Source organism: Mesorhizobium sp. M1322, from assembly GCF_040318085.1.
GTDB lineage: Bacteria > Pseudomonadota > Alphaproteobacteria > Rhizobiales > Rhizobiaceae > Mesorhizobium.
In genome coordinates this window covers 1-22,337 of sequence record NZ_JAMYLP010000058.1, presented here as the reverse complement: position 1 = coordinate 22,337, position 22,337 = coordinate 1, and the positions used below count along the sequence as shown (strand labels likewise).

Here is a 22,337-nt window from a genome sequence, read left to right as displayed (position 1 = left end):
GAACAGTACTACCCCAGCCACTCCATCGGCACATGCCCCGGATCGGCCTCGACCCGTTTTAGCCAGGCCGCCACCGCCGGATAAGCGTCGAGCTGAAAACCGCCCATCTCGGCTGTATGCGTATAGGCGTAGAGTGCGATGTCGGCGACGCTCAATGCCTCACCGGCAAAGAACGCATTGCCGGCCAGGCGCTTTTCCATCACGCCGAGCGCCTTGTTGCCGCGCTCCAGTGTCACCGCCAGCCGTTCGGGCGTCGCATCCTTGGCCCGTTCGGGAAAGGTGAGCAGCGCCTTGCGTACCGCGATATAGGGTTCGTGGCTGTACTGCTCGAAGAACAACCACTGATAGGCTAGCGCCCGCTCGTATCTGTCGGCCGGCAGGAACCGCGTGCCTTCGGCGAGGTAAAGCAGGATGGCGTTGGATTCGGCCAGCCGCCTGCCGTCGTCGAGTTCGAGCAGCGGCACCATAGCGTTCGGGTTCTTGGCAATATAGTCCGGCTTGCGCGTGTCGCCGGTGTGCGAGCTCACCTCGACATTGGTGAAGGCGATGCCGAGCTTGGCCATCAACAGGCGCGGCTTGTAGCAATTGCCGCTGTCGATCATTCCGTAGAGTATCATTGGCGCTCCGCTCGCTCGTGCAACGACAGCCCTTGGGGCCTGGGTCCGGTCTCAAGGCTCTATCCCGGCGGCAACGGCTTCATCCAGTGATTTGTTTTGGCGCAACCATCAGCGCCGCTGATGGATCACCCAAACAACGGCACGACGTTGTTGTCCCTGCCAAGCAGCCGGTCGATGGGCAGCGGCTCCTCGTCGAAGACCGTGCCGGCCAGCGCCGGCCGGGCAAGGTAAAAACCCTGCAAAAGATCGACGCCGCCGTCCAGCGCGACGCGCAGATGCGTGGATTGCTCGATGCCTTCGACCAGGACCTTGGTGCCGCGGTCGTGCAGCGCGGAGACCAGCGGCCGGAAAAACCGCTCGGCGGCGGCATGGCGGCAGAATTCCGCGAACCAGGTGCCGTCGATCTTGACGATGTCGGGCTGGACAAGCGCAACCCGCTCTTCCGTCGAATGCCCGGTACCGAAATCGTCGATGGCGATGCGGATGCCGTCACGCCGCATCTCGCGCGCCAGGCTGACGAGCACCTTGTCGTCGGCCGCCTGTTCGGTAATTTCGCAGACCAGCATGCGGGGGTACAGGTCGAACTCGGCGAGATGCCTGGTCATCAGCCTGATCTCAGCCAGCGCCCGCCCGGGGTCATCGTTGATCAGCGGATTGTAGTTGAAGAACAGGTCGAGCCCGTCGACGCCGATGTTGCGGAAGTTCCGGAGATGCAGCACCCGGCACATCGTCTCGACGAACAGGCGATCCGACGCGGGTACGCCCTCGAAAAATACGCGTGGCGCAACCGACCTGCCGGCGCGGTGCGGCTCGATCAGGCCTTCGACCGCGACGGCCTTCAAAAACCTGCCGCGCGGGGCAAAAATCGGCTGGTAGGCGCTCCTCAGCCGGAACGCGCCATAGACGCCATATTCGATCCCGACTTCGTCGGCGAAGATTGCCTCGCCGACATTGCGCCGCCTGTCGGGCCGCCCGGTCATGGCACCACCTTGCGCCCGAAAGCCCTTTTCGGCCGCAGCGAAGGCGACACAGCCGCAGGCGCCTCACCGGCATCGGGCACTGTCACCGGCATCGGCCTGTCCTTGCCGAAGACGTGAAAGCTGGTAGGCGCAAGCTCCGGGCGCGCCAGCGCGAACCCCTGCACCATCGAGGCTCCCGATTTCTCGGCCAATTCAAGCTGCCAGCCCTGCTCGATGCCCTCGAACACGGTGCGGATGCCTTGCTGTTCGAAACTTGCCACCATGGCGGTCAGCAGCGCGAAGCCGGCGCCGGACTCCATCAGCTGCTTGATCCAGTGGGCATCGAATTTGACGATGTCCGGCCTGAGCTCCTTGATGCGGTTGATGTCGGACTCGTCGGCGCCGTAATCGTCGACGGCGATGCGAAATCCGTTGGCCCTGAGCGCCTCGACGAAATTGTAGAGCGTTTCCTGCGACGCCGATTTTTGCTCGGTCACCTCGCAGACGACCCGGTTCGCATCGATCTCAGCCTCATACAGCACCAGCCGCATGTCGCGCAGCGCCTTGTCGGCGATGCTGCGATCGGTGAACACCGACGGATCGAAGTTGATGAAGATGGATGCCTCTTGCGGCAGGCAGGCGCCGGCGTTCAACAGATGCAGCGTCCTTGTCAGCGCCTCGATATGCAGGCGGTCGACCGTCGGACAGGTGTTGAAAAAGCTCACCGGCGACTGCGGCTCGCCGTCGCGGAACGGCCGGATCAGCCCCTCGAATGCGGTGACGGACAATTTGCCGTTGCTGAAGGCGAAGATCGGCTGGAAGGCGCTCTGCAGCGTATAGATGCCCCAGACACCGCTGACGGTGCCGTCGTCATGACGGACGATATGGGCATGCTCGATGCTGCGCGACACGGTTCCTCGCTCTGCGAGACTGGCGGAATGGTCGTGATCCAGCCACTCGGGGTTTTACCGCCGGTAAATGAATTTATTGTTGCCAGATTTGCCGGGGTTCGAGATCTAGCTCATCCGACAGAGCTTGCGCTTGGCGGAATGATGCGACATGAGAAGCGCCGCGGTTGGATGGACCGCCTGCATCCCCAAGGAGATAACATCGTCATGGCCTTTCTTGCTGACGTCCTTTCCCGCGTAAAGCCTTCCGCGACCATCGCGGTGACGCAGAAAGCGCGCGAGCTGAAAAACGCCGGCCGTGACGTGATCGGGCTGGGTGCCGGCGAACCGGACTTCGATACGCCGGATAACATCAAGAACGCAGCGATCGAGGCTATCCGCCGCGGCGAAACGAAATATCCTCCGGTTTCCGGTATCGTGCCGCTGCGCGAGGCGATCGCCAAAAAATTCAAGCGCGAGAACAATCTCGACTACCGGCCGGAGCAGACCATCGTTGGCACCGGCGGCAAGCAGATCCTATTCAATGCCTTTATGGCGACGCTGAATCCCGGCGACGAGGTCATCATTCCGAGGCCGTACTGGGTCAGCTATCCCGAGATGGTGGCGATCTGCGGCGGTACCTCGGCCTTTGCCGACACCTCGATTGACAACGGTTTCAAGCTGACGGCGGCGGCGTTGGAAAAGGCGATCACGCCGCGCACCAAATGGCTGTTGATGAACTCGCCGTCGAACCCGTCGGGCGCTGCCTACACCGGGGCTGAATTGCGCGCGCTGGCCGACGTGCTGCTCGAACATCCCCATGTCTGGGTGCTGACCGACGACATGTACGAGCACCTGATTTATGGCGATTTCGTCTTCAGGACCATCGCTGAGGTCGAGCCGAAGCTCTATGAGCGCACGCTGACGATGAACGGCGTGTCGAAGGCCTATGCCATGACTGGCTGGCGCATCGGCTATGCGGCCGGGCCCGTGGCGCTGATCAAGGCGATGGATATGATCCAGGGCCAGCAGACCTCCGGTGCCTGCACCATCGCCCAGTGGGCATCGGTGGAGGCGCTGAACGGTCCGCAGGAGTTCATTGCGAAAAACAAGGCGATCTTCCAGGCTCGGCGCGATCTCGTCGTGTCGATGCTCAATCAGGCGCGCGGCATCACATGTCCGTCACCGGAAGGCGCCTTCTATGTCTATCCGTCCTGTGCCCAGTTGATCGGCAAGAAGACCAAAGCCGGCAAGGTGATCGACGGCGACGAGGCCTTCTGCTCGGAGCTGCTCGAGGCCGAAGGCGTAGCGGTCGTGTTTGGTTCGGCCTTCGGCCTCGGCCCGAACTTCCGCATCTCCTACGCCACGTCGGAGGCGTTGCTCGAAGAGGCCTGCACGCGCATCCAGCGCTTCACCGCCTCGCTGATCTGATCAAGCACATCTCGAACACGAAACCCGGCTCGCAGTCGGGTTTCGTGGGCTCAAAAGTCTCAGCCGCCATACTGCTCGTCTGTCACCCTCTCCAGCCAGTCGGCGTGAACGCCGTCGAGCGCCTCCTGCATGGCGATATGCGCCATCGCCGACTTTGGACCGGCGCCATGCCAGTGCTTTTCATCAGGCGCAAACGAGATGACGTCGCCGGCCCTGATCGCCTGTACCGGCTTGCCCCAGCTTTGTGCGAGGCCGGCGCCTGATACGACATAGAGCGTCTGGCCCAACGGATGCGTATGCCAGTGGGTACGCGCGCCGGGCTCGAAACTGACCATGACGGCGCGCAGCCGCGCTGGCGCTTCCTTCTCGATGATCGGCGTCTGCCACACACGGCCGGTGAAGTATTTTTCCGGCGCAATAACGGTCGGCACGCTGCCGCAGGGAATGATCTTCATCGTCGCGAGTCCTCAAGCTGATGGCGGATCGGTCGGCGACGGCCGTTCCTTTTTGTCGCAAGAAGCGGGCACTTTCTTCCGATAACCATCATGGCGCAACCGCTTTTGCGGCTGTTCAGCGACGGGCTTTGTCGCGGGATTTGATGGGAGGCTGGGCTCGCATCGACGGCTTCGCCGATCACGGCTCAACATCTGCGACATCAGGCGATCTCAAATCCCTTGCCCTCCCGGCTAACCCGTGGGACGATGCCTTTGGGTAGGTGGCAAACGGAAAAAAGCCCCGCCCGCGACGGTCGACAGGCCGGCCGCCGCTCCCAGGGAAACGCCTGAGTGGAGGTCAGTCATGGGAACTCGCGCCGGAGGACGACGCACGGGACCGAAATGCATTGCCATAGTCGGTCCCTTTGCAAGCGGTAAGACGACACTTCTCGAAGCCATATTGGCCCGCACGGGCGCCATTCCCCGCCAGAATCCCGTTTCCTCGGGAAACACCGTTTCCGATCATTCACCCGAGGCACGCGCCCACGCCATGAGCGTCGAGGCGACCTTTGCGACCACCGAATTCATGGACGAGCAACTCACCTTCGTCGATTGTCCCGGTTCCATCGAATTCTCTTTCGAGGCAGAGCCGGTGCTTGCCGCCTGCGACATCGCCGTGGTCGTCGCCGAAGCCGACGCGAAGAAGATCCCTGCCCTGCAGCTGATCATGCGCAAGCTCGACGATCTCGGCGTGCCGCGCATCATGTTCCTCAACAAGGTCGACAAGGCGATATCAGGCGTGCGCGACACGCTGAAGATGCTGCAGCCGGCAAGCTCGGTGCCGTTGCTGCTTCGCCAGATTCCGCTGCGCAAGAACGGCGTCGTCATTGGCTCGATCGATCTGGCTCTGGAGCGCGCCTACATCTATCGCGAATATGCCGAAAGCGAGGTCGCCCAGATTCCCGGCGACGACAAGGCGCGCGAACTGGAGGCGCGCTTTTCCATGCTGGAGACGCTCGCCGATCATGACGACCAGTTGATGGAGCAGCTTCTCGAAGAGATCGAGCCGCCGAAGGACGCGATCTTCGACGACCTCGCCGCCGATCTGCGTGACGGCGCGGTGACGCCGGTGCTGATCGGCACCGCCGAGAAGGGCAATGGCGTGCTGCGGCTATTAAAGACGATCCGCCACGACGCGCCTGATGTTGAAGCAACGCGCAAGCGCCTCGGCGCACCTGACGGCAAGGCGACCGTAGTCCAGGTGATGAAGACCATTCACACCGCGCATGGCGGCAAGCTGTCGGTCTCGCGCATCCTGTCCGGCCAGCTTGCCGACGCCTCCGAGCTCTTCCTTTCGAATGGCACCACGGCAAAAGTCTCCGGCATCTACAGAATGCTCGGCAAGGACCAGACCAAGCTCACCTCGGCCAGGGCCGGCGACACGGTCGCGCTTGGCAAGCTGGACGACGTCACGACCGGTCAGACCTTGAGCTCGGTAAAGGGCGGCATCAAGCCCTTGGTCACACTGATGCCGCCGCAGCCGGTGTTTGCCTTCGCGCTGCGCCCGAAGGAACGCAAAGACGAAGTGAAGATGTCGGCGGCCATCCAGCGCCTTGCCGAAGAAGACCCCTCGCTCAGCCTGCGCCACAATCAGGATTCGGCCGAAACCGTGCTGTCGGGCCATGGCGAGATGCATCTGCGTGTCGTGCGCGAGCGGCTGGAGGGCAAGAACCAGATCCCGGTCGAAGGCCATGCGCCGGCCGTGCCTTATCGCGAGACGATCCGCAAAACGGCGCAGCAGCGTGGCCGCCACAAGAAGCAGTCGGGCGGCCATGGCCAGTTCGGCGACGTTGTGATCGAGATCAAGCCGCTGCCGCGCGGCTCCGGCTTCCAGTTCACCGATACCATCACCGGCGGCGCCGTGCCGAAAACCTATATCCAGTCGGTCGAGACCGGCGTGCGTGATTATCTGAAATCCGGCCCGCTCGGCTTTCCGGTGGTCGATGTCGCCGTCAACCTGTCCGACGGCTCCTATCACGCCGTCGATTCGTCGGACATGGCCTTCCAGATGGCGGCGAAGCTGGCGATGAAGGAAGGCATGGCCGCCTGCTCGCCGGTGCTGCTCGAACCGATCATGAAGGTCGAGATCGTCACGCCGTCCGACGCGACATCGAAAATCATCGCCCTGATCCCGCAGCGGCGCGGCCAGATTCTTAGCTACGATGCGCGGCCCGGCTGGCCGGGATGGGATGTCGTCGAGGCGACCATGCCGCAGGCCGAGATCGGCGACCTGATCATCGAGTTGCGTTCGGCCACTGCGGGCGTGGCCAGCTATCGTGCTACCTTCGACCATATGGCCGAGCTCACCGGCCGCCTGGCCGACGAAGCGTTGAACGCCAACGGCAAGGCCGCCTGACACTGGATTTTGGCGTCGCTGCCTCAGGGGGCAGAACTCAAGGAAACGGCGTCCGGAATGATCCGGACGCCGTTCTCTTGCGGACCGTCTTCGTGGGAGGCGAAACGGCAGGTCCGCCGCACATGCCGCCGGTGCCTGATGGCCTCGGCGGAAGAATGGTTCGGACGCGGTAGCCGCCTGAGCCCGGATCGTCCGGGTGATGCCCCCATCTCCCGCACGAACCACACCGCGTCCTATGATCTGCTTAGTCCATCCTGGGCGCCTGTGACATGTTACCTGAGGTTACATGTCACTGTTACGTGACAAGTTCGGTCTGCTTTCCCTTGGCGCAAGCAGGTTTCGGGCAACAAAAAAGCCGGATCAATGAAGATCCGGCTGAGTTTGATTGGAAGTGCCTGTTAAGGCTAACCTCCAGAGGGGAACACTCGAGGGCGCTAATGGGAGGAGAACGCGCCCAGGAGATGATCTATATATGTGCTCATCATGCCCAAGAAACAAGCATCTATTTTGCAACACACACATGCAAAATGACACAGGCTGTGGTCTAACCCATTCCTTGGCCTCATAGGACCAGCAGAATCGCCTAAATGCGGTGCACACCCAGGCAAAAACCATTGCGAAGTAGCGAATCAGAACCGATTCTCGATCCGGAACGCAAAAACAACGAATGATGTCGAATCAGGCAGCGCGCGTTTATTTTTGCAGCAGCCGCGCATCGACCCGAAATTGGAATCGCTTTTCGCAAAGCACGATGCGTAGATTTCAAAGTGCTAGAGCGCACTTTGTGCGTCCAAGTGGACGCACGTCGCTCTAGAAGGAAGCCTCGATGAGGACACCTCAGGCGATCGCCGGCAGCGCGCTGTTCTTTATCGCAGCGCCCGGTGTGGTCGCGGGATTGCTGCCTTGGCTGCTGACCGATCGCCATCGTCTGCCATGGTCGACCCTGCCCGGCTCGGTCCCGGTCGGCTGGGTCCTGATTATCGTCGCGACGGCCTTGCTGCTTCATGCCTTCGCCCGTTTTTCCCTCGAAGGCCGGGGCACGCCCGCCCCGCTCGCGCCGACCGAGCGACTGGTTGTCAGCGGCATCTACCGCCATGTCCGCAACCCGATGTATGTGGCGGTGCTGTCGATCATCGTTGGCCAGGCGCTGCTGTTTTCGAGCTGGGCTCTCGTCGCCTATGCCATCATCGCCGCCATCGCCATGGTCTCCTTCGTGAAGTTCCATGAGGAACCGACGCTTGCTCGCCGCTATGGCGCCGGCTACGAGGCGTACCGCCGCGCCGTCCCCGGCTGGCTTCCCCGCCTGACGCCATGGCGCGGGTGAGCCGTAAACGGAGCTGCGCCGTTTCAGGGTGTGTTGAGATTCAGCTCAGGCCGAGTCGAGAAATGGTGGGTTCCGAGAACCGGAACGGAGCGGACATCGGATCCGTGAGTACCGGAAGCGCAGGAATCCGCCGTTCGCAGGCCGGCATCACCTGAATATCATACACCCTAGAACGACCAGCTTCGGGCCTTGGCGATAATGAAATCGCGGAAGACGTGCAGTTTCGCCTGGTTCTTCATCGCATCGGGATAAGCGAAATAGGTGTCGAAGGACGGCACCTCGGTCTCCGGCAGCAATTGCACCAGCCCTGAGTCCTTGCTGACCACATAGTCGGGCAGCATGGCGATGCCGGCGCCACCCTGTACCGCGCGCTTTATCGACAATATGTCGTTGATCTGCAGCGTCGGCACCCTTTGCCCGCCTTCGAAATCGCCGACCGTTTCCAGCCAGTTCAATTCCGACAAATGCGCCGGCACCGGCACGCCGAAGGTGACGATGCGATGGCTCTTCAACTCGGCGATCGACGCCGGCTTGCCATACTTGTTGACGTATGAGGGGGCCGCGTAGAGATGAAAATGCACGGTGAACAGGCGGCGCTGGATGAGATCAGGCTGCTGCGGCTGGCGCAGCCGGATCGCGCAATCCGCCCGGCGCATAGTGAGGTCGAGTTCCTCATTCGCCAGGATCAACTGCAGGCTGATCTCGGGATAGAGTTCGATGAATTCCTGCACGCGCTCGGTTAGCCAGCCGGCACCGAGCCCCACCGTGGTCGTCACCCTGAGCACGCCGGAGGGCCGATCCTTCGCCTCGGTCAGCCGCGATTTGATCGTCTCCAGCTTCATCAGCACGTCATGCGCCGTGCGGAACAGCATCTCTCCCTGCTCGGTCAGCACCAGGCCGCGGGCATGGCGATTGAACAGCGGCACGCCGACGTCATGTTCGAGCGCGCTGACCTGCCGCGAGATCGCCGATTGCGACAGATGCAGTGTCTCGGCGGCATGGGTGAACGACCCAGCTTCCGCCGCAGCGTGAAACACGCGTAGCTTGTCCCAGTCCAACGCCATGATGCCCCTCGCTCTGTTTTTTGGCGTTTGCCTGTTTTTAGCGCCTGAATGAAAAATCAGGCTTTTGCGCGGCTTTTCTCGGCCGCTTCCTTACTCCGCCGCTTCGCGGTGAACTTCGATCCCGGCGAGGTACTTTTCCGCCTCGAGCGCGGCCATGCAGCCGAGCCCCGCCGCCGTCACCGCCTGACGGTAGATGTCGTCGGTCACGTCGCCAGCGGCGAACACGCCCGGCACGTCGGTGCAGGTCGAATCCGGCGCCGTCCACAGATAGCCGTTCGGCTTCTGCTTCAGCTTGCCGGCGAACAGCTCGACCGCCGGCGCATGGCCGATCGCCACGAACACGCCGTCGACCGTCAGATGCATCTCCTGGCCGGTCACCACGTTGCGCAGCTTCAGTCCCTCCACCGACGGCGGCAGCGGCGTTTTGCCGGACTGGCCGGTGATCTCGTCGACGACAGTGTCCCAGATGACGCGGACATTATCCTTCTTGAACAGCCGCTCGCTGAGGATGCGCTCGGCGCGGAAGTCGCTGCGCCGGTGGATGACCGTCACGCTCTTTGCCAGATTGGAAAGATAGAGCGCCTCCTCCACCGCCGAATTGCCGCCGCCGATCACCGCGACATCCTTGCCGCGATAGAAGAAGCCGTCGCAGGTGGCGCAGGCCGATACGCCGAAGCCCATGAAGGTCTGTTCGCTCGGGATGCCCAGCCATTTCGCCTGCGCGCCGGTGGCGATGATCAGCGCGTCGGCCGTGTAGGTGGTGCCGGAATCACCCTTGGCGCGGAACGGACGCACATTGAGGTCGACCTCGGTGATGATGTCGTTGATGACGTCGGTGCCGACATGCTCGGCCTGCTTCAGCATTTGTTCCATCAGCCACGGACCCTGGATCGGATCGGCGAATCCCGGATAGTTTTCGACATCGGTGGTGATCATCAACTGACCGCCCTGCTGCAGACCGGCGACCAGCATCGGCTTCAGCATGGCGCGGGCGGCGTAGATTGCCGCCGTATAGCCGGCGGGACCGGAGCCGATGATGAGAACGGGTGCGTGCTTGGACGTCATATCAGGGCTTTCACAACAACCGGACGCGAATGCAGCGTCCGGCACAGGGTTCGATATCGGCCCTAATCTAGGTGTTGCAGGCGACACCAGCAAGACGACCTGGCCTTCGTCCCCGGAAAGCTTCCGCACAAACAGACGATCCATGGACATCTTGCGCGGTGACTGTCCGAAAATCACCGACTGAAGGGGTGGAATGGACACCAAAGTCGTTTAATTACAAATCACGAAAGATTCTTGCGTGAAGGCCCGAAAGGTATCCATGCCGCTCAAAGCCGATCTCGATGCCATCGACTGGAAGATCCTGCGCGAGCTTCAGCATGACGGGCGCATGACCAATGTCGAGCTGTCCGGCCGCGTCGGCATTTCGGCGCCGCCATGCTTGCGTCGCGTCAGGCGGTTGGAGGAGACCGGCATCATCCGCGGCTATCGCGCCTTGCTCAATGCGCCGGCGCTCGGCCTGGATGTCGTCGCCTTCTGCCTTATCGGCTTGCATCACCAGGCCGACGCGGAGCTGAAAACCTTCGCCGAACGCACCCGAGGTTGGCCGATCGTTCGCGACGCCTGGATGGTGTCGGGCGAATCCGACTTTTTGCTGCATTGCGTCGCGAGCGACCTCGGCTCCTTTCAGACCTTCGTCATCGAGGAGTTGGCGTCGGCGCCGAATGTCGACACGGTGCGCACAGCACTGACCATCCGTCGCGTCAAGGACGAGGGCCTGGTGGCTTTTAGCGAAGTGAGACCTTAATCCCCGCCGAGTTCGGCGATGGTCTCACAGAGTTTTCTGTGGTCGCTGCCGGTCGTCAGTTTGCGCGTCGTGAATATACCATCGCCAGAAGTCCGATTGGATCTGCCGCGCACCAGCCAGCCTTCGCAGAGCCCGGCACGCCGCCCGGCTTCCATGTCATCGGCCTTGTCGCCGACGATGACTGATCGGCTGATATCCACGTGCAGCAGATCGCGTGCGCGCAGAAGCATGCCCGGATTGGGCTTGCGCATCGGATGATCGCCTACTGCCAGTTCACCCGTCCCGCTCGAATGGTAGGCGCAGGCGAGCACTAGATCGATCCGGCAATTCTGCGCTTCGAGAAGCGCCAGCAGCCAGGCATTGACTGCGGCGAACTCCGGCCAGCCGAAATAGCCGCGGGCTATGCCTGACTGGTTGGAAACTACGATCGCAGGAAGGCCGGCGATGTTGGCCGTTCGGATCACCGGCAGCATCTCCGGCCGCAGCGCGATGTCGGCCGGATTGCTGGGATAGCCGCTATCGACATTGATGGTGCCGTCGCGGTCGAGGAACAGCGCCGGCGTGCCGGCTGGAAAGACCGCAGTACTGATCCGTTCGACCCAGAGCCCCGGCTCTTCGAGTGGAGACGGCTGCGAGGCCGTGACAGCGTCCCTGTCAGCCATCACAGAGGCGCGCTTCGACCATTTCGCACAGATGATGATAGAGGCACAGATGCCCCTGCTGGATGATCGGCGTCGAGGTCGAGGGCACGTTGAGCAGGATGTCGGAAAGCGGCTTGAGCTTGCCGCCGGTGTCGCCGGTCAGGCTGATCACCGTCATGTCCATCGTGCGCGCCTGTTCGGCGGCGGCGAGGATGCTGGGCGAGTTGCCGCTGGTCGAGATAGCGAGCAGCACGGCACCCGCTGCGCCATGTGCCTCGACCTGGCGTGAAAACACCGTGTCGAAGCCGTAATCATTGCCCCAGGCGGTCAGCACCGCCGCATTGGCCGGCAGCGCGATGACGTTATAGGCCTTGCGCTCCTTCAGGAAGCGGCCGACCAGTTCGCCCGCGATGTGTATGGCGTCGGTGGCCGAACCGCCATTGCCGCAGATCAGCAGCGCCTTGCCCTGCGAAAGTGCCGCGACGACGGCGGTAACCGCCCGCTCCATCTCGCCGGTGAGGTCGCGCTCGGCCATCGCGGTGATCGCGGCCGCCGAGCGGACCAGGTAATCGTTCAGTTCGGACATGAAAACCTCAGTTTGTCTTGCCGGCGCGCAACTTACCGATGGTGCCCGTCGTGCTTTTGCCGGCGACGAGATCGACCAGCACGACGCGACCGCCCGCCTTTTGCACGATTTCGGCGCCGACCACCTGATCGATCGTATAGTCGGCGCCCTTGACCAGTATGTCGGGCTTGAGCGCCTCGATCAGCGCGAGCGGCGTGTCCTCCTCGAAGACGACGACGGCATCGACCGAGGCAAGCGCCGCCAGAACGCAGGCCCGGTCATGTTCGTCGTTGACCGGGCGTCCCGGCCCTTTCAGCCGGCGCACCGAGGCATCGCTGTTGAGGCCCAGAACCAGCCTGTCGCATTGGCTGCGTGCCGCATGCAAAAGGCTGACATGGCCGGCGTGAAGGATATCGAAGCAGCCATTGGTAAAACCGACGCTCAGTCCTTCGTCCTTCCACGTTGCCACCAGCCGTGCGGCGGCAGCGGCGTCGAGGATTGCATCCTTGTGGGCAATCGGTCCATGCGAGCGAAACAGCGCGCCGGTAAGCTCTTCGACCGTCAGCCGCGCGGTACCGCGCTTTCCGACCACTACGCCACCCGCCGCGTTGGCGATGGCCGCGGCAACGACGCGGTCGGCGCCCGCAGCCAGAGCCAGCGCAAACGTCGCGATGACAGTGTCGCCGGCGCCGGAAACGTCGAACACCTCCCGCGCCTGCGTGGCGATGTGGCAGGCATCGTCTGCGTCGACGACGCTCATGCCTTTTTCACTGCGCGTCGCGACGACGAAATCGAAGCCATGTGCCGAGATCAGATCGCGTGCCGCGGCCACGATCTCGTCATCGGCAAACACTACGCGTCCGACCGCTTCACCAAGTTCCTTGCGATTGGGGGTGATCGCCGTCGCCCCGGCATAGCAAGCATAGTCGCGGCCCTTGGGGTCGACGAGCACCGGCTTTTCCGCCTCGCGGCAGATCGAGATCAGCTCGCCGGCGACGCCGTCCAGCAGCATGCCCTTGCCGTAGTCGGACAGGATGACGATGTCGGCTTGCGCGAGCGCGGTGCGGAAATGCCGGATCAGCATCGCCCGCTCCGCATCGCCCAGCGGTTTGATTTCCTCTTCGTCGAAACGCAGCACCTGCTGGTTGAGCGCGCTGAAGCGGCTTTTCGAGGAGGTCATCCGGTTCGCGTCCTGCGCGAGGCCGCCAGGGTTTACGCCAAGCTCGGCGAGCATGCGCATGAGATTGTCGCCGGCCTGATCGGCGCCGATCACCGAGACCGGTATCGCGGCGGCGCCGAGCGAGACTATGTTGGCGACGACATTGCCGGCGCCGCCCATCGCCGACGTTTCGCCACGCCCGCGCAGCACCGGAATGGGCGCTTCGGGCGAAATCCGCTCGATGACGCCGTTGACGAAACGGTCGAGGATGAAATCGCCGACCACCAGCACCGTGACGTTGCCGAACCGCGAGATGGCGCGGTGAAGGGGTTCGGGAGAAGGCAGGTATTGCTCGCTCATGTCATCCGCGACGTGCAATGGGAGCCAGTCCCGATGCTGTGAAAACGCTGGACTGGCAGGGCTGGTCGTTCATTGCGAAGCCGATATACCGCAATTCGGCCCAGCGCAACGGCAGACAGCGAACGGACCAGAGCCAACGCCGGTTGGCGGATCAGCTTTTCTGCAAAGCCACATGAACGCCCAATCCGACGAGCACCGCACCGCCGGCACGCCGCATGAGGCGTTGCGCTTGGCTCGAACGCCGCAGCCTGGTGATCAGCGCACCCGCCAGCACCACGCACATGACATCTGCCGAGGAGAACATCAGATTGACGATGGTCCCGAGGAGGAGGAATTGGAGCCAGACGGGAAACGTCGCTGACGCGTCGATGAATTGCGGCAGGAATGCCATGAAGAAAATTGCAGTCTTGGGATTGAGCACCTCGACGGTGATGCTCTCGAAAAAGGCGCGCCGGGCAGATTTCTGCACAATGCCCGGGATGACGGCACCGTCCTGCGCCCTTGCGCGGAACAGCGATACACCCAGCCAGATCAGATAGAGCGCGCCGGCCAGCTTGACCGCGATGTAGAGCGTCGGCACGGCGTGGAAAAGCACGGACAACCCGGCAGCGGCCGCGATGACGTGCACATAGCCACCAAGATGAATACCCAGCGCCGCCGTCAGGCCGGACCAGCGGCCGCGCGCCATGGTTTGCGCAGCAGCGTAAAACATCGCCGGGCCGGGAATGTAGGCAAAGATCGCCGTGGTGGCGAAAAAGGCGATAAGCAGTTCGGTCGACGGCATTACCCTTGCTCCTGTCGCGCTTCGCCGGTGGACCGCCGACTGAAGCGAAAGCTTTGCGGCGGCACTGTGGCGCTCACCCAACCGCCGGATTGCGACCTGCTTTATCGACAGCCCCGCAAGCCTCCCCTATAAGGGCCGGAATCGGCACAAGATACCAGAGGCTTTCATGATCATCGTCACGGGCGGCGCCGGCATGATCGGCTCAAACATCGTCGCCGCGCTCAATGCCGAAGGGATTAGCGACATCCTCGTCGTCGACGACCTGACCGACGGCCACAAGATCGCCAATCTCGCCGATCTCCAGATCGCCGATTATCTCGACAAGGACGATTTCCTGCCGCGGATGGAGGCAGGGAACCTCGGCCGCATCGAGGCCGTGTTCCATCAGGGCGCCTGCTCGACCACCACCGAGTGGAACGGCAGGTTCATGATGGAGGTGAACTACGCCTATTCGAAGCGGCTGCTGCATGCCTGCCTCGCACTGCGCGTGCCCTTCCTCTATGCCTCCTCGGCTTCCGTCTATGGCGGCGGCGTCGAGTTTCGCGAGGAGCCGGAATGCGAACGCCCGCTCAATGTCTATGCCTATTCAAAGAAGTTGTTCGACGACTACGTCCGCCGCACCGTCTTCGATACCGATCATTCGCCGGTGGCGGGCCTGCGCTATTTCAACGTCTATGGCCCGCGCGAGGCGCATAAGGGCGCCATGGCCTCGGTCGCCTTCCATCTGTTCAATCAGGTCGAGCAAGGCCAGAACCCGAAGCTGTTCGGCGCCTATGACGGTTTCGGACCCGGCGAGCAGAGCCGCGATTTCATCCATGTCAGCGATGTTGCCGACGTCAATCTGTGGCTGTGGAAACGGGGCTCAAGCGGCATCTTCAACTGCGGCACCGGCCTTGCCCAGCCGTTCCGCGCCATTGCCGAAACGGTGATCGGCACGCTGGGCAAGGGCGAGATCGAGTTCATCGACTTCCCCGATCACCTCAAGGGCAGCTACCAGAGTTTTACGCAAGCTGATATGTCCCGGTTGCGCGCCGCCGGCTACAATGGTCAGTTTCGCACAGTGGAAACCGGCGTCAGAGACTATGTCGAATGGCTGAAAGCCCAACGATCCTCGTGATCGGCCCACGCTGGGTGGGCGACATGGTGATGGCGCAGTGCCTGTTCTCGGCGCTGAGAGAGCTTCACCCGAACGCCGCGATCGACGTGCTGGCCCCGGCCTGGGCGGCGCCACTGGTCAAGCGCATGCCCGAAATACGCCAGCAGATCGATCTGCCGCTGAAATCCGGCGCGCTGGAGTTCCGGATGCGAAGGCGCTTCGGCCGCCTGCTGCGCGGCCACTACGACATCGCCTATGTCATGCCCGGAAGCTGGAAGTCGGCGCTGGTCCCGTTCTTTGCCCGCATTCCGCGCCGTGTCGGCTATCTCAAGGAAATGCGCTACGGGCTGCTGACCGATATCATTCCCTTGCCCGACCATTTGAAACGGCGCACGGCGCAGGCCTATTTCGGCCTCTCGCAAGGGGGCACGTTCCGTGCTCCCAAGCTCGCTGTCGACACAAAAAACCAGACGGCATTGCTGGGCCGCTTCGGGCTGGAGGCGGAAAAATTCGTCGCACTAATGCCCGGCGCCGAGTTCGGGCCCGCCAAACGCTGGCCGAGCGAACGCTATGCCGGCCTTGCCCGCGACATGATGGCGAAAGGTTTTGAGGTCGCGCTGTTCGGATCGAAGAACGACGCCGACGTAACGGCGGAAATCGCCACGCTTGCACCTGGCCTTGTCGATCTCGCCGGCCAGACGCGGCTGGAGGACGCCATCGACCTGATCGCCGCGGCCAGGCTTGCGGTGTCGAACGACAGTGGGCTGATGCATGTTGCCGCCGCGGTCGGCACGCCGATCGTTGCCGTCTACGGCTCGACCTCGCCGCAGAATACGCCGCCCCTCGCCGAGCAGCGCGAACTGGTCTGGCTCGGCCTGTCCTGTTCGCCCTGCCACCGGAAAATCTGCCCGCTTGGCCATCTCAATTGCCTGAACACGCTTGAGGTGGCACAGGTAGCGGCAGCAGCTGAACGGCTGCTGGAAATACCGGCCGCCGCATGAAGGTGCTCATCGTCAAGACATCCTCGATGGGTGACGTCATCCACACCTTTCCGGCCGTCGAGGATGCGCGCCGCAACCGGCCGGATGTGTCGTTCGACTGGTGTGTGGAAGTGGCTTTTGCCGACATCGTGGCGCTGCATCCGGCGATCGCAACCATCCACACCGTGGCGATCCGGCGCTGGCGCACAGGCCCGCTCGGCCGCGCCACATGGCGCGAGGCGGCGGCACTGCGCCGCGCCTTGCGGGATTGCCGCTACGATCTCGTCATCGATGCGCAAGGATTGCTGAAGTCGGCCCTGGTGGCGAAACTGGCTGCAGCGCCGATCGCCGGCTTCGACCGGTCGAGCGCCCGCGAGCCTTCGGCGACTTTGTTCTACGACCGCCGCTATGCCGTATCGCGCGATCTGCACGCCATCGAACGCACAAGGCGGCTGTTCGGGCTGGCGCTCGGCTATGAACCGGATTTTTCCGGGCTTGAGTCCGGCATTGTGCCGCCGGCCCTCGGTTCGACCTTTGTCGGCGAAAAAACTGCGTTCCTGCTGCATGGCACCAGCCGCGAGGACAAGAAATGGCCGGTCGGCGACTGGATCGAAACTGCCCGGCTTCTCGTGGAAAGAGGAATGACGCCGGTCACCACCTGGTCTGACGACAGGGAAAAGGCGATTGCCGAGGCGATCGCCGAGGCCGTTCCGCAGACCGTGCTGGTGCCGAAATCACCGCTGGCCGAGATCGCCGCGATCATCGGCCGGTCGGTGCTGGTCATCGGCGCCGACACCGGCCTTACCCACCTCGCCAGTGCCTTCGGCCTGCCGACGGTCGCCGTGTTTCTGGCGACAGAACCCGGCCTGACCGGCCCACGCGGGCCGTTCTCGTCAACGCTGCTGGCCGTAGCCGGCGGTCGTGTCGCGCCGATAGAGGTGTTGGCTGAGGCAGAGAGGCTGCTTGAGCGCCAAGCGCTTGGTCAGGCCAGCGCCGGCAAGAATTGATTCATTAAATCAATTCAATCGGAAAGGTCAGCGCCGCCCCTCATCCGCCTGCCGGCACCTTCTCCCCGTATGGTGACGGGGAGAAGGGGCTGGACGCGAACTCGGCGCCTGTCCTGCAACGCTGACAATTGGCGAAACCGTCAATGACGGCGTCCTTCTCCCCGTCACTATACGGGGAGAAGTGCCCGGCAGGGCGATGAGGGGCAGCGCAATCGTCGGGTTAAAACAGCGCGATTCAGGAACAAATCCTGCCGCCTTTACCCCTAGATGAACTGCACCTGGACGATCTCATAGCCCCGCGCACCGCCTGGCGCGTTGACCTCGATCGCATCGCCGACTTCCTTGCCGATCAGCGCCCGCGCGATCGGCGAGGAGATCGAGATGCGGCCGGACTTCACGTCCGCTTCCTGATCGCCGACGATCTGGTAGGTCTTCTTCTCTTCCGTGTCCTCGTCGACCAGCACCACGGTCGCGCCGAACTTGACCTTTTCGCCGCTGAGCTTGGTGATGTCGATCACTTCGGCACGCGCGATGAAGTCCTCAAGCTCGTTGACGCGGCCTTCATTGAGGCTCTGTGCCTCTTTCGCCGCGTGGTATTCGGCATTTTCGGAAAGATCGCCATGCGAGCGCGCTTCGGAGATCGCTTCGATGATGCGCGGCCGCTCTTCCTGCTGGCGCCAGCGCAGTTCTTCCTTCAATGACGCGAACCCCTCGCCTGTCATCGGGACCTTGTTCATGATGCCTGACCTTTCCTGCCGCCGCCCCCGCATTCCGGGAGCGACCTTGTCGATGGGTACAAAAAGAAAACGGTCCGGCAGCCTCGGGCTAACGGAACCGTGTCACCGCAATTTCTCCCAATATAGCAATCTTCGTGGGTTTTTCACGCCAAAAAATCGGTTTTGAAAATATTCACCCGCCAAGCAGCGCGGCTGGCAGGGGCGAGCGGCAACAAAAAAACCGGCTGCGATTGCTCACAGCCGGTGTGAGGAGTGTTTGGGCTTCGAATCAACTCTTCATGAAACGGTCTATCTGCTCAGACAGCATGCCGTATTCACGAGATCCCTTGCCGGTGCGCTTCTCGATCTCGCGGAGCTGTTCCTGAGCGCCGGCGAGATCGCCGATCTGCAGATGTGCCTCGCCGAGATATTCACGTACCAGCGTATAGTTCGGATCGATGCGCAGCGCTTCCTCGTAATAGCCGAGACCGACGGTGACGCGTCCGGAATGGCGGTGTGAGTAGCCGAGGTAGTTGAGGATGCGAGGGTCTTTCTTGTCCGCAGCCAGGCTGAGCACGGCGATCGCCTCGTCATAACGTCCGGCCATCGCCAGCGCGCGGCCGGCTTCATAGATGTTGTCGTCGTCCAGCATGCCTTGCTTGGGTGCAACGCACTTCTTCAGCTTCTTGTCCCAGACCATGCCTTTCTTGCACTGTGTCGTCTGGCCACCGTCGCCACCGCCTCCACCTTCACCGGCCGAAAACACCGGGACAGCAAATAGCGGCAGGGCGGCAACCGCCAGAGCCTGGATCAGCAATCGTCTGCGCATCGAACCCTCCTTGAAGCTTGACAATGCAAGACTAACGCCGGGCAAAAGCCGTTTCATCCCGGAAAAAAGTCATGGCCATTGAAAGCTTTTTGAACGGTCCGCGCCAGTCGGAAAATAGAAGCGCCGAACATGACGTGACGAGCGCTGCAAATTCGCTATCATCCAGCAAACGGCAACGGAGTATGTGGAGACGGCCAGTGCAGCGGCGCCTTGAAAAAGAATGGGAGCTTTCGATCGGTCCTGACACGGTGCGCCTGTTCATCCTCAAGGCGAAGGCGTTGAGCGCCGCCGTCAACGAAGACTATGCCGATGGCGCTGAGCACGAGGTAGAACTCGATAGCGAGGCGCATGACAACCATCATCATGACGGTCTCGTCGAGGAACGCTCCGAAGACCTCACCGAAGAAGAACTGCGCGAACTGATCAACGACCTCAATGTCGACGAGGCGGCCGAACTGGTCGCCCTCGCCTGGGTTGGGCGCGGCGACTATGACGCTTCGGAATGGGCCGACGCGCTGGCGGCCGCGCGCGAGCGCGCCAACAAGCGCACGGCAAAGTATCTGCTCGGCATGCCGCTGTTGGCTGACTGGCTGGAAGAAGGGCTGGAAGCGATCGGTGCGTAACGCCGCGGTTACCGTTCGTGATCGGCCAAAACTCTCGTTCAGGCAACTTCCGCATTCGCCCGCCGTTAACGGCGAATGACTGCGCTGACCCCTCCCGCATTGATCAGATTGGCCGCATTGATCAGATTGGCGCTGCCCTTGGCGGCGGCGATGCTGTCCGCAGGAGCGGCCCTGGCCCAAGCTCCGGAATTGCCTGAAACCGTGCCTGTCCCAGAGCTCAATCAGCCGCAATCGGCGCAAGAAGCCGCGCCTGCCGACGTGCCGATCCCCGAGCCGCGCCCTGCGGATGCGCCAAAGGCTGATCAACCTGCGACCGACCAGCATAAGGAAGCCCGGCCGGAGCCGCCGGCAATCGCTCCAACGCCGTCCGAAAAGCCCGCCGAGGCGGAACCACCGGCTATCGTCCTGAAACCACCGGAGAAGCCGGCGCAAGCGCAGGAGAAAGCAATCCCTCCCGACCCGCGCTCGGCATCGGTGCCACAGGAAAAAATGCCGGACGAGGAACTTGCCTGCCGCAGGCGGCTGAAGTCGATGGGCGTCGACTTCGAGGAACGTAAGGCCGAGCACGATGCGGCGGTCGGCTGCTCGATCCCCTATCCGATCGTGCTGAAGACGCTGGGCAAGTCATTGGATATCAACCCCGAAACCGAGCTGAATTGCCAGATGGCCGAGGCCGCCGCGCGCTTCGCTGCCGATATCATCCAGCCGGCGGCCAAGGCCGAGCTCGGCGCCGAACTCAAGTCGGTCGGCCAGGCATCCGCCTTCGTCTGCCGACACCGCAATGGCGGCGGGAAATTGTCGGAGCACGCCTTCGGCAACGCGCTCGACATCGCCAGCTTCACGCTATCGGACGGCAGAAAGATCGACATCGGCCCGGCGCCGCCGGAAAAGGATGCAAAATTCCTGAACTCGGTGCGCAAGGCAGCCTGCGGACCGTTCAAGACCGTGCTCGGCCCGGGCAGCGATGCGGATCATTCGCTGCATCTCCATCTCGATCTTGCACCGCGCCGCAACGGCGGCACCTTCTGCCAGTGACATGATCCCGGACCGGTGCGCGTCGCAATTTGGCCGCAACCGTAAACGCAGCCGCTGATTTTTCCTTTACTCTTGGCGGCTAAGCTCCGTCTCGTCTGATCATGATCCCGAAAAGTGGGATCCGGTTTTCGGAGAAAGATCATGATCAAACGATGAGACAGAAGCCTGATCGGGATCAGGCTCGGGGACTGGGAACCTGCCAATGGCCGGGATATTTCGCGCCGCGTCTGTCGCCGTGCGGCAAACGAGACGCGCGCGCATAATTGCCGGCGGGCTTGCCATCGCAGCGATCTCGGCCTGCACCACCGGCAGCGTGCTTTCGCTGGAACCGGCAGTCGATGTCGGCAGCCAGACATCAGCCGTTCCGAACTATTCGGGCATGCAGCGCCTCGTCCCGTCCAACCCATATATGACCGCCGCCTATCCGCGCATGGACGAGCCGATGGCGCCGACCGAACAGATGCCGGCCAGCGAGATCGACTGCCGCCGGGAGTTGAAGCGCCTCGGCGTCGTCTACACCGACCTTGCGCCGATCCGCGAAGGCCAGTGCGGCATTGACTATCCGGTCAAGATCTCGGCCATCGGCAGCATCGGGATGAAGCCGGCCGCGACGCTGACCTGCGACATGGCCGCCACCTTCGCCGGCTGGGCCAGGAATGAACTGGTCCCGTCCGCCCGCTGGCGTTATTTCTCCGGCGTCAAGACTATTCGCCAGGGATCGAGCTATTCCTGCCGCAGGATCGCCGGCGAAGGCGTGCTGTCGGAGCACGGCAAGGGCAACGCGCTGGACGTCATGAGCATCGAGCTCGGCAATGGCAAAGATATCGACGTGCGCAAGCCCGGCCTGTTCGCCTTCCGCACGCGCGGCTTCCTCAATACTGTGCGCGCCGACGGCTGCCAGTATTTCACCACTGTGCTCGGCCCCGGCTACAATTACGACCACCGCAACCATTTCCATTTCGACATCAAGAACCGCAAGAACGGCTACCGCGCCTGCCGCTAGCCCCGAGCACATACCCACTGCCCAAGGTCTGCGCCGCCGCGTAGAATGACGCCACATAAAGGTGATGCCGTACCACCTGGGTGGTATCTCGTGAGCCGACGAAGCCTTCGACGACGCGCAACGATCTGGCTGGTGGCGTTCTGTGCCGGCTATCTCGTGCTCGCCTATTTCGCCGTACCGGAATTCTGGACCCTGCGGGACCGCAATTTCCGTACGCAGCGCTTCCAGATGGTGACGCACACGCCGCAAGGTATTGCGGGCGATCCGATCAATGTCGGCCTTGTCGGTACAAAAAAAGAGCTGGTCCACGCCTTCGCCGTCGCCGGGTGGGACACCGCCGACGCCCTCACGCTGAAGACCGCGATCGAGATCGGCGAAAGCGTGCTGTTCGATCGGCCCTATCCCGACGCGCCGGTCAGCCGGTTGTTATTCGAAGGCCGTGCACAGGATCTGGCCTTCGAGAAGCCGGTCGGCGGCACTGCCGCCCGGGGTCATCACGTGCGCGTCTGGCCGCCCGGTGCGGCCGGAGACGAATGCCCGCCGCTCGGGCGGGGGTCGGGCCGCGTCGATCGTGGGCGCGGGCTCCGCCCCGGCCCC

The 22,337-nt window shown here is 62.7% G+C and carries 23 protein-coding genes; 11 read left to right on the top strand and 12 right to left on the bottom strand.

Annotation, left to right across the window (positions count from 1 at the left end; all coding sequences use genetic code 11):
• Positions 1-8: 8 nt before the first annotated feature.
• The 3 genes from NKH12_RS20255 to NKH12_RS20245 form a co-directional block, all read right to left on the bottom strand.
• Complete coding sequence (locus tag NKH12_RS20255; RefSeq protein ID WP_352954756.1) at positions 9-617, bottom strand: glutathione S-transferase family protein; 609 nt, start codon at positions 615-617, stop codon at positions 9-11.
• 125 nt (positions 618-742) lie between these two features.
• Positions 743-1,597, bottom strand: a complete 855-nt coding sequence (locus NKH12_RS20250) for an EAL domain-containing protein (RefSeq protein WP_352954755.1) — start codon at positions 1,595-1,597, stop codon at positions 743-745.
• Positions 1,594-2,487 carry an EAL domain-containing protein gene (locus tag NKH12_RS20245; protein ID WP_352954754.1) on the bottom strand — a complete coding sequence of 298 codons (894 nt, stop codon included), beginning with the start codon at positions 2,485-2,487 and terminating at the stop codon, positions 1,594-1,596. The genes NKH12_RS20250 and NKH12_RS20245 overlap by 4 nt, the downstream gene beginning before the upstream one ends.
• A gap of 204 nt (positions 2,488-2,691) precedes the next feature.
• On the opposite strand from NKH12_RS20245, the gene NKH12_RS20240 reads away from it, so the two are divergent.
• On the top strand, positions 2,692-3,894 hold the full coding sequence (locus NKH12_RS20240) for a pyridoxal phosphate-dependent aminotransferase (RefSeq protein ID WP_352954753.1): 1,203 nt from the start codon (positions 2,692-2,694) through the stop codon (positions 3,892-3,894).
• Positions 3,895-3,953: 59 nt separating this feature from the next.
• Here the strand turns inward: NKH12_RS20240 and NKH12_RS20235 are convergent, their stop codons facing one another.
• A complete protein-coding gene (locus NKH12_RS20235) occupies positions 3,954-4,349 on the bottom strand; it encodes a (R)-mandelonitrile lyase (RefSeq protein ID WP_352954752.1) in 396 nt (131 codons plus the stop codon).
• Between the two features lie 343 nt (positions 4,350-4,692).
• Here NKH12_RS20235 and NKH12_RS20230 point away from each other — a divergent pair, with 343 nt between their 5' ends.
• Together NKH12_RS20230 and NKH12_RS20225 are read left to right on the top strand one after the other, a co-directional pair.
• Positions 4,693-6,744, top strand: coding sequence for an elongation factor G (locus tag NKH12_RS20230; RefSeq protein WP_352954751.1), 2,052 nt, complete (start codon positions 4,693-4,695; stop codon positions 6,742-6,744).
• Between the two features lie 826 nt (positions 6,745-7,570).
• A complete protein-coding gene (locus NKH12_RS20225) occupies positions 7,571-8,068 on the top strand; it encodes a methyltransferase family protein (protein WP_352954750.1) in 498 nt (165 codons plus the stop codon).
• Between the two features lie 167 nt (positions 8,069-8,235).
• Here NKH12_RS20225 and NKH12_RS20220 read toward each other — a convergent pair whose 3' ends face one another.
• The gene (locus NKH12_RS20220; protein ID WP_023799796.1) at positions 8,236-9,132 is read right to left on the bottom strand and encodes a LysR family transcriptional regulator; all 897 of its coding nucleotides are present in this window, start codon (positions 9,130-9,132) and stop codon (positions 8,236-8,238) included.
• Between the two features lie 90 nt (positions 9,133-9,222).
• Positions 9,223-10,197: a thioredoxin-disulfide reductase gene (trxB, locus tag NKH12_RS20215; RefSeq protein WP_352954749.1), complete on the bottom strand. Its 975-nt coding sequence runs from the start codon at positions 10,195-10,197 to the stop codon at positions 9,223-9,225.
• A 259-nt stretch (positions 10,198-10,456) separates the two neighbouring features.
• On the opposite strand from trxB, the gene NKH12_RS20210 reads away from it, so the two are divergent.
• Positions 10,457-10,942 carry an Lrp/AsnC family transcriptional regulator gene (locus NKH12_RS20210; RefSeq protein ID WP_352954748.1) on the top strand — a complete coding sequence of 162 codons (486 nt, stop codon included), beginning with the start codon at positions 10,457-10,459 and terminating at the stop codon, positions 10,940-10,942.
• On the opposite strand, the gene NKH12_RS20205 is transcribed toward NKH12_RS20210, so the two are convergent.
• From NKH12_RS20205 to NKH12_RS20190, 4 genes are all read right to left on the bottom strand, one after another.
• On the bottom strand, positions 10,939-11,604 hold the full coding sequence (locus tag NKH12_RS20205) for a D-glycero-alpha-D-manno-heptose-1,7-bisphosphate 7-phosphatase (protein ID WP_352954747.1): 666 nt from the start codon (positions 11,602-11,604) through the stop codon (positions 10,939-10,941). The two genes, NKH12_RS20210 and NKH12_RS20205, sit on opposite strands and share 4 nt — an antisense overlap.
• Entirely contained in the window at positions 11,597-12,169 is a 573-nt protein-coding gene (locus NKH12_RS20200; protein ID WP_352954746.1) for a D-sedoheptulose-7-phosphate isomerase, read from the bottom strand. The genes NKH12_RS20205 and NKH12_RS20200 overlap by 8 nt, the downstream gene beginning before the upstream one ends.
• Before the next feature lie 7 nt (positions 12,170-12,176).
• Entirely contained in the window at positions 12,177-13,667 is a 1,491-nt protein-coding gene (gene rfaE1, locus NKH12_RS20195; RefSeq protein ID WP_352954745.1) for a D-glycero-beta-D-manno-heptose-7-phosphate kinase, read from the bottom strand.
• A gap of 151 nt (positions 13,668-13,818) precedes the next feature.
• Complete coding sequence (locus tag NKH12_RS20190) at positions 13,819-14,451, bottom strand: LysE family translocator (RefSeq protein WP_352954744.1); 633 nt, start codon at positions 14,449-14,451, stop codon at positions 13,819-13,821.
• A 166-nt stretch (positions 14,452-14,617) separates the two neighbouring features.
• On the opposite strand from NKH12_RS20190, the gene rfaD reads away from it, so the two are divergent.
• From rfaD to waaC, 3 genes are read left to right on the top strand one after another with little or no spacing between them, the layout of a single operon-like run.
• The gene (gene rfaD / locus NKH12_RS20185; RefSeq protein ID WP_352954743.1) at positions 14,618-15,568 is read left to right on the top strand and encodes an ADP-glyceromanno-heptose 6-epimerase; all 951 of its coding nucleotides are present in this window, start codon (positions 14,618-14,620) and stop codon (positions 15,566-15,568) included.
• On the top strand, positions 15,541-16,548 hold the full coding sequence (waaF, locus tag NKH12_RS20180) for a lipopolysaccharide heptosyltransferase II (protein ID WP_352954742.1): 1,008 nt from the start codon (positions 15,541-15,543) through the stop codon (positions 16,546-16,548). Before rfaD ends, waaF begins: the two co-directional genes overlap by 28 nt.
• A complete protein-coding gene (waaC, locus tag NKH12_RS20175) occupies positions 16,545-17,534 on the top strand; it encodes a lipopolysaccharide heptosyltransferase I (protein ID WP_352954741.1) in 990 nt (329 codons plus the stop codon). The genes waaF and waaC overlap by 4 nt, the downstream gene beginning before the upstream one ends.
• A gap of 263 nt (positions 17,535-17,797) precedes the next feature.
• Here the strand turns inward: waaC and greA are convergent, their stop codons facing one another.
• Together greA and NKH12_RS20165 are read right to left on the bottom strand one after the other, a co-directional pair.
• Positions 17,798-18,271 carry a transcription elongation factor GreA gene (gene greA, locus NKH12_RS20170; protein WP_023799806.1) on the bottom strand — a complete coding sequence of 158 codons (474 nt, stop codon included), beginning with the start codon at positions 18,269-18,271 and terminating at the stop codon, positions 17,798-17,800.
• Positions 18,272-18,539: 268 nt separating this feature from the next.
• Complete coding sequence (locus NKH12_RS20165) at positions 18,540-19,079, bottom strand: tetratricopeptide repeat protein (protein ID WP_352954740.1); 540 nt, start codon at positions 19,077-19,079, stop codon at positions 18,540-18,542.
• A 197-nt stretch (positions 19,080-19,276) separates the two neighbouring features.
• On the opposite strand from NKH12_RS20165, the gene NKH12_RS20160 reads away from it, so the two are divergent.
• The 4 genes from NKH12_RS20160 to NKH12_RS20145 form a co-directional block, all read left to right on the top strand.
• Complete coding sequence (locus NKH12_RS20160; protein WP_292510082.1) at positions 19,277-19,702, top strand: DUF3775 domain-containing protein; 426 nt, start codon at positions 19,277-19,279, stop codon at positions 19,700-19,702.
• 75 nt (positions 19,703-19,777) lie between these two features.
• Positions 19,778-20,737: an extensin family protein gene (locus NKH12_RS20155; RefSeq protein ID WP_352954739.1), complete on the top strand. Its 960-nt coding sequence runs from the start codon at positions 19,778-19,780 to the stop codon at positions 20,735-20,737.
• Between the two features lie 202 nt (positions 20,738-20,939).
• The gene (locus tag NKH12_RS20150; protein ID WP_352954738.1) at positions 20,940-21,740 is read left to right on the top strand and encodes an extensin-like domain-containing protein; all 801 of its coding nucleotides are present in this window, start codon (positions 20,940-20,942) and stop codon (positions 21,738-21,740) included.
• 132 nt (positions 21,741-21,872) lie between these two features.
• Positions 21,873-22,337 (top strand): LssY C-terminal domain-containing protein (locus tag NKH12_RS20145; RefSeq protein WP_502910818.1); only part of this gene is annotated, 465 nt, incomplete at its 3' end.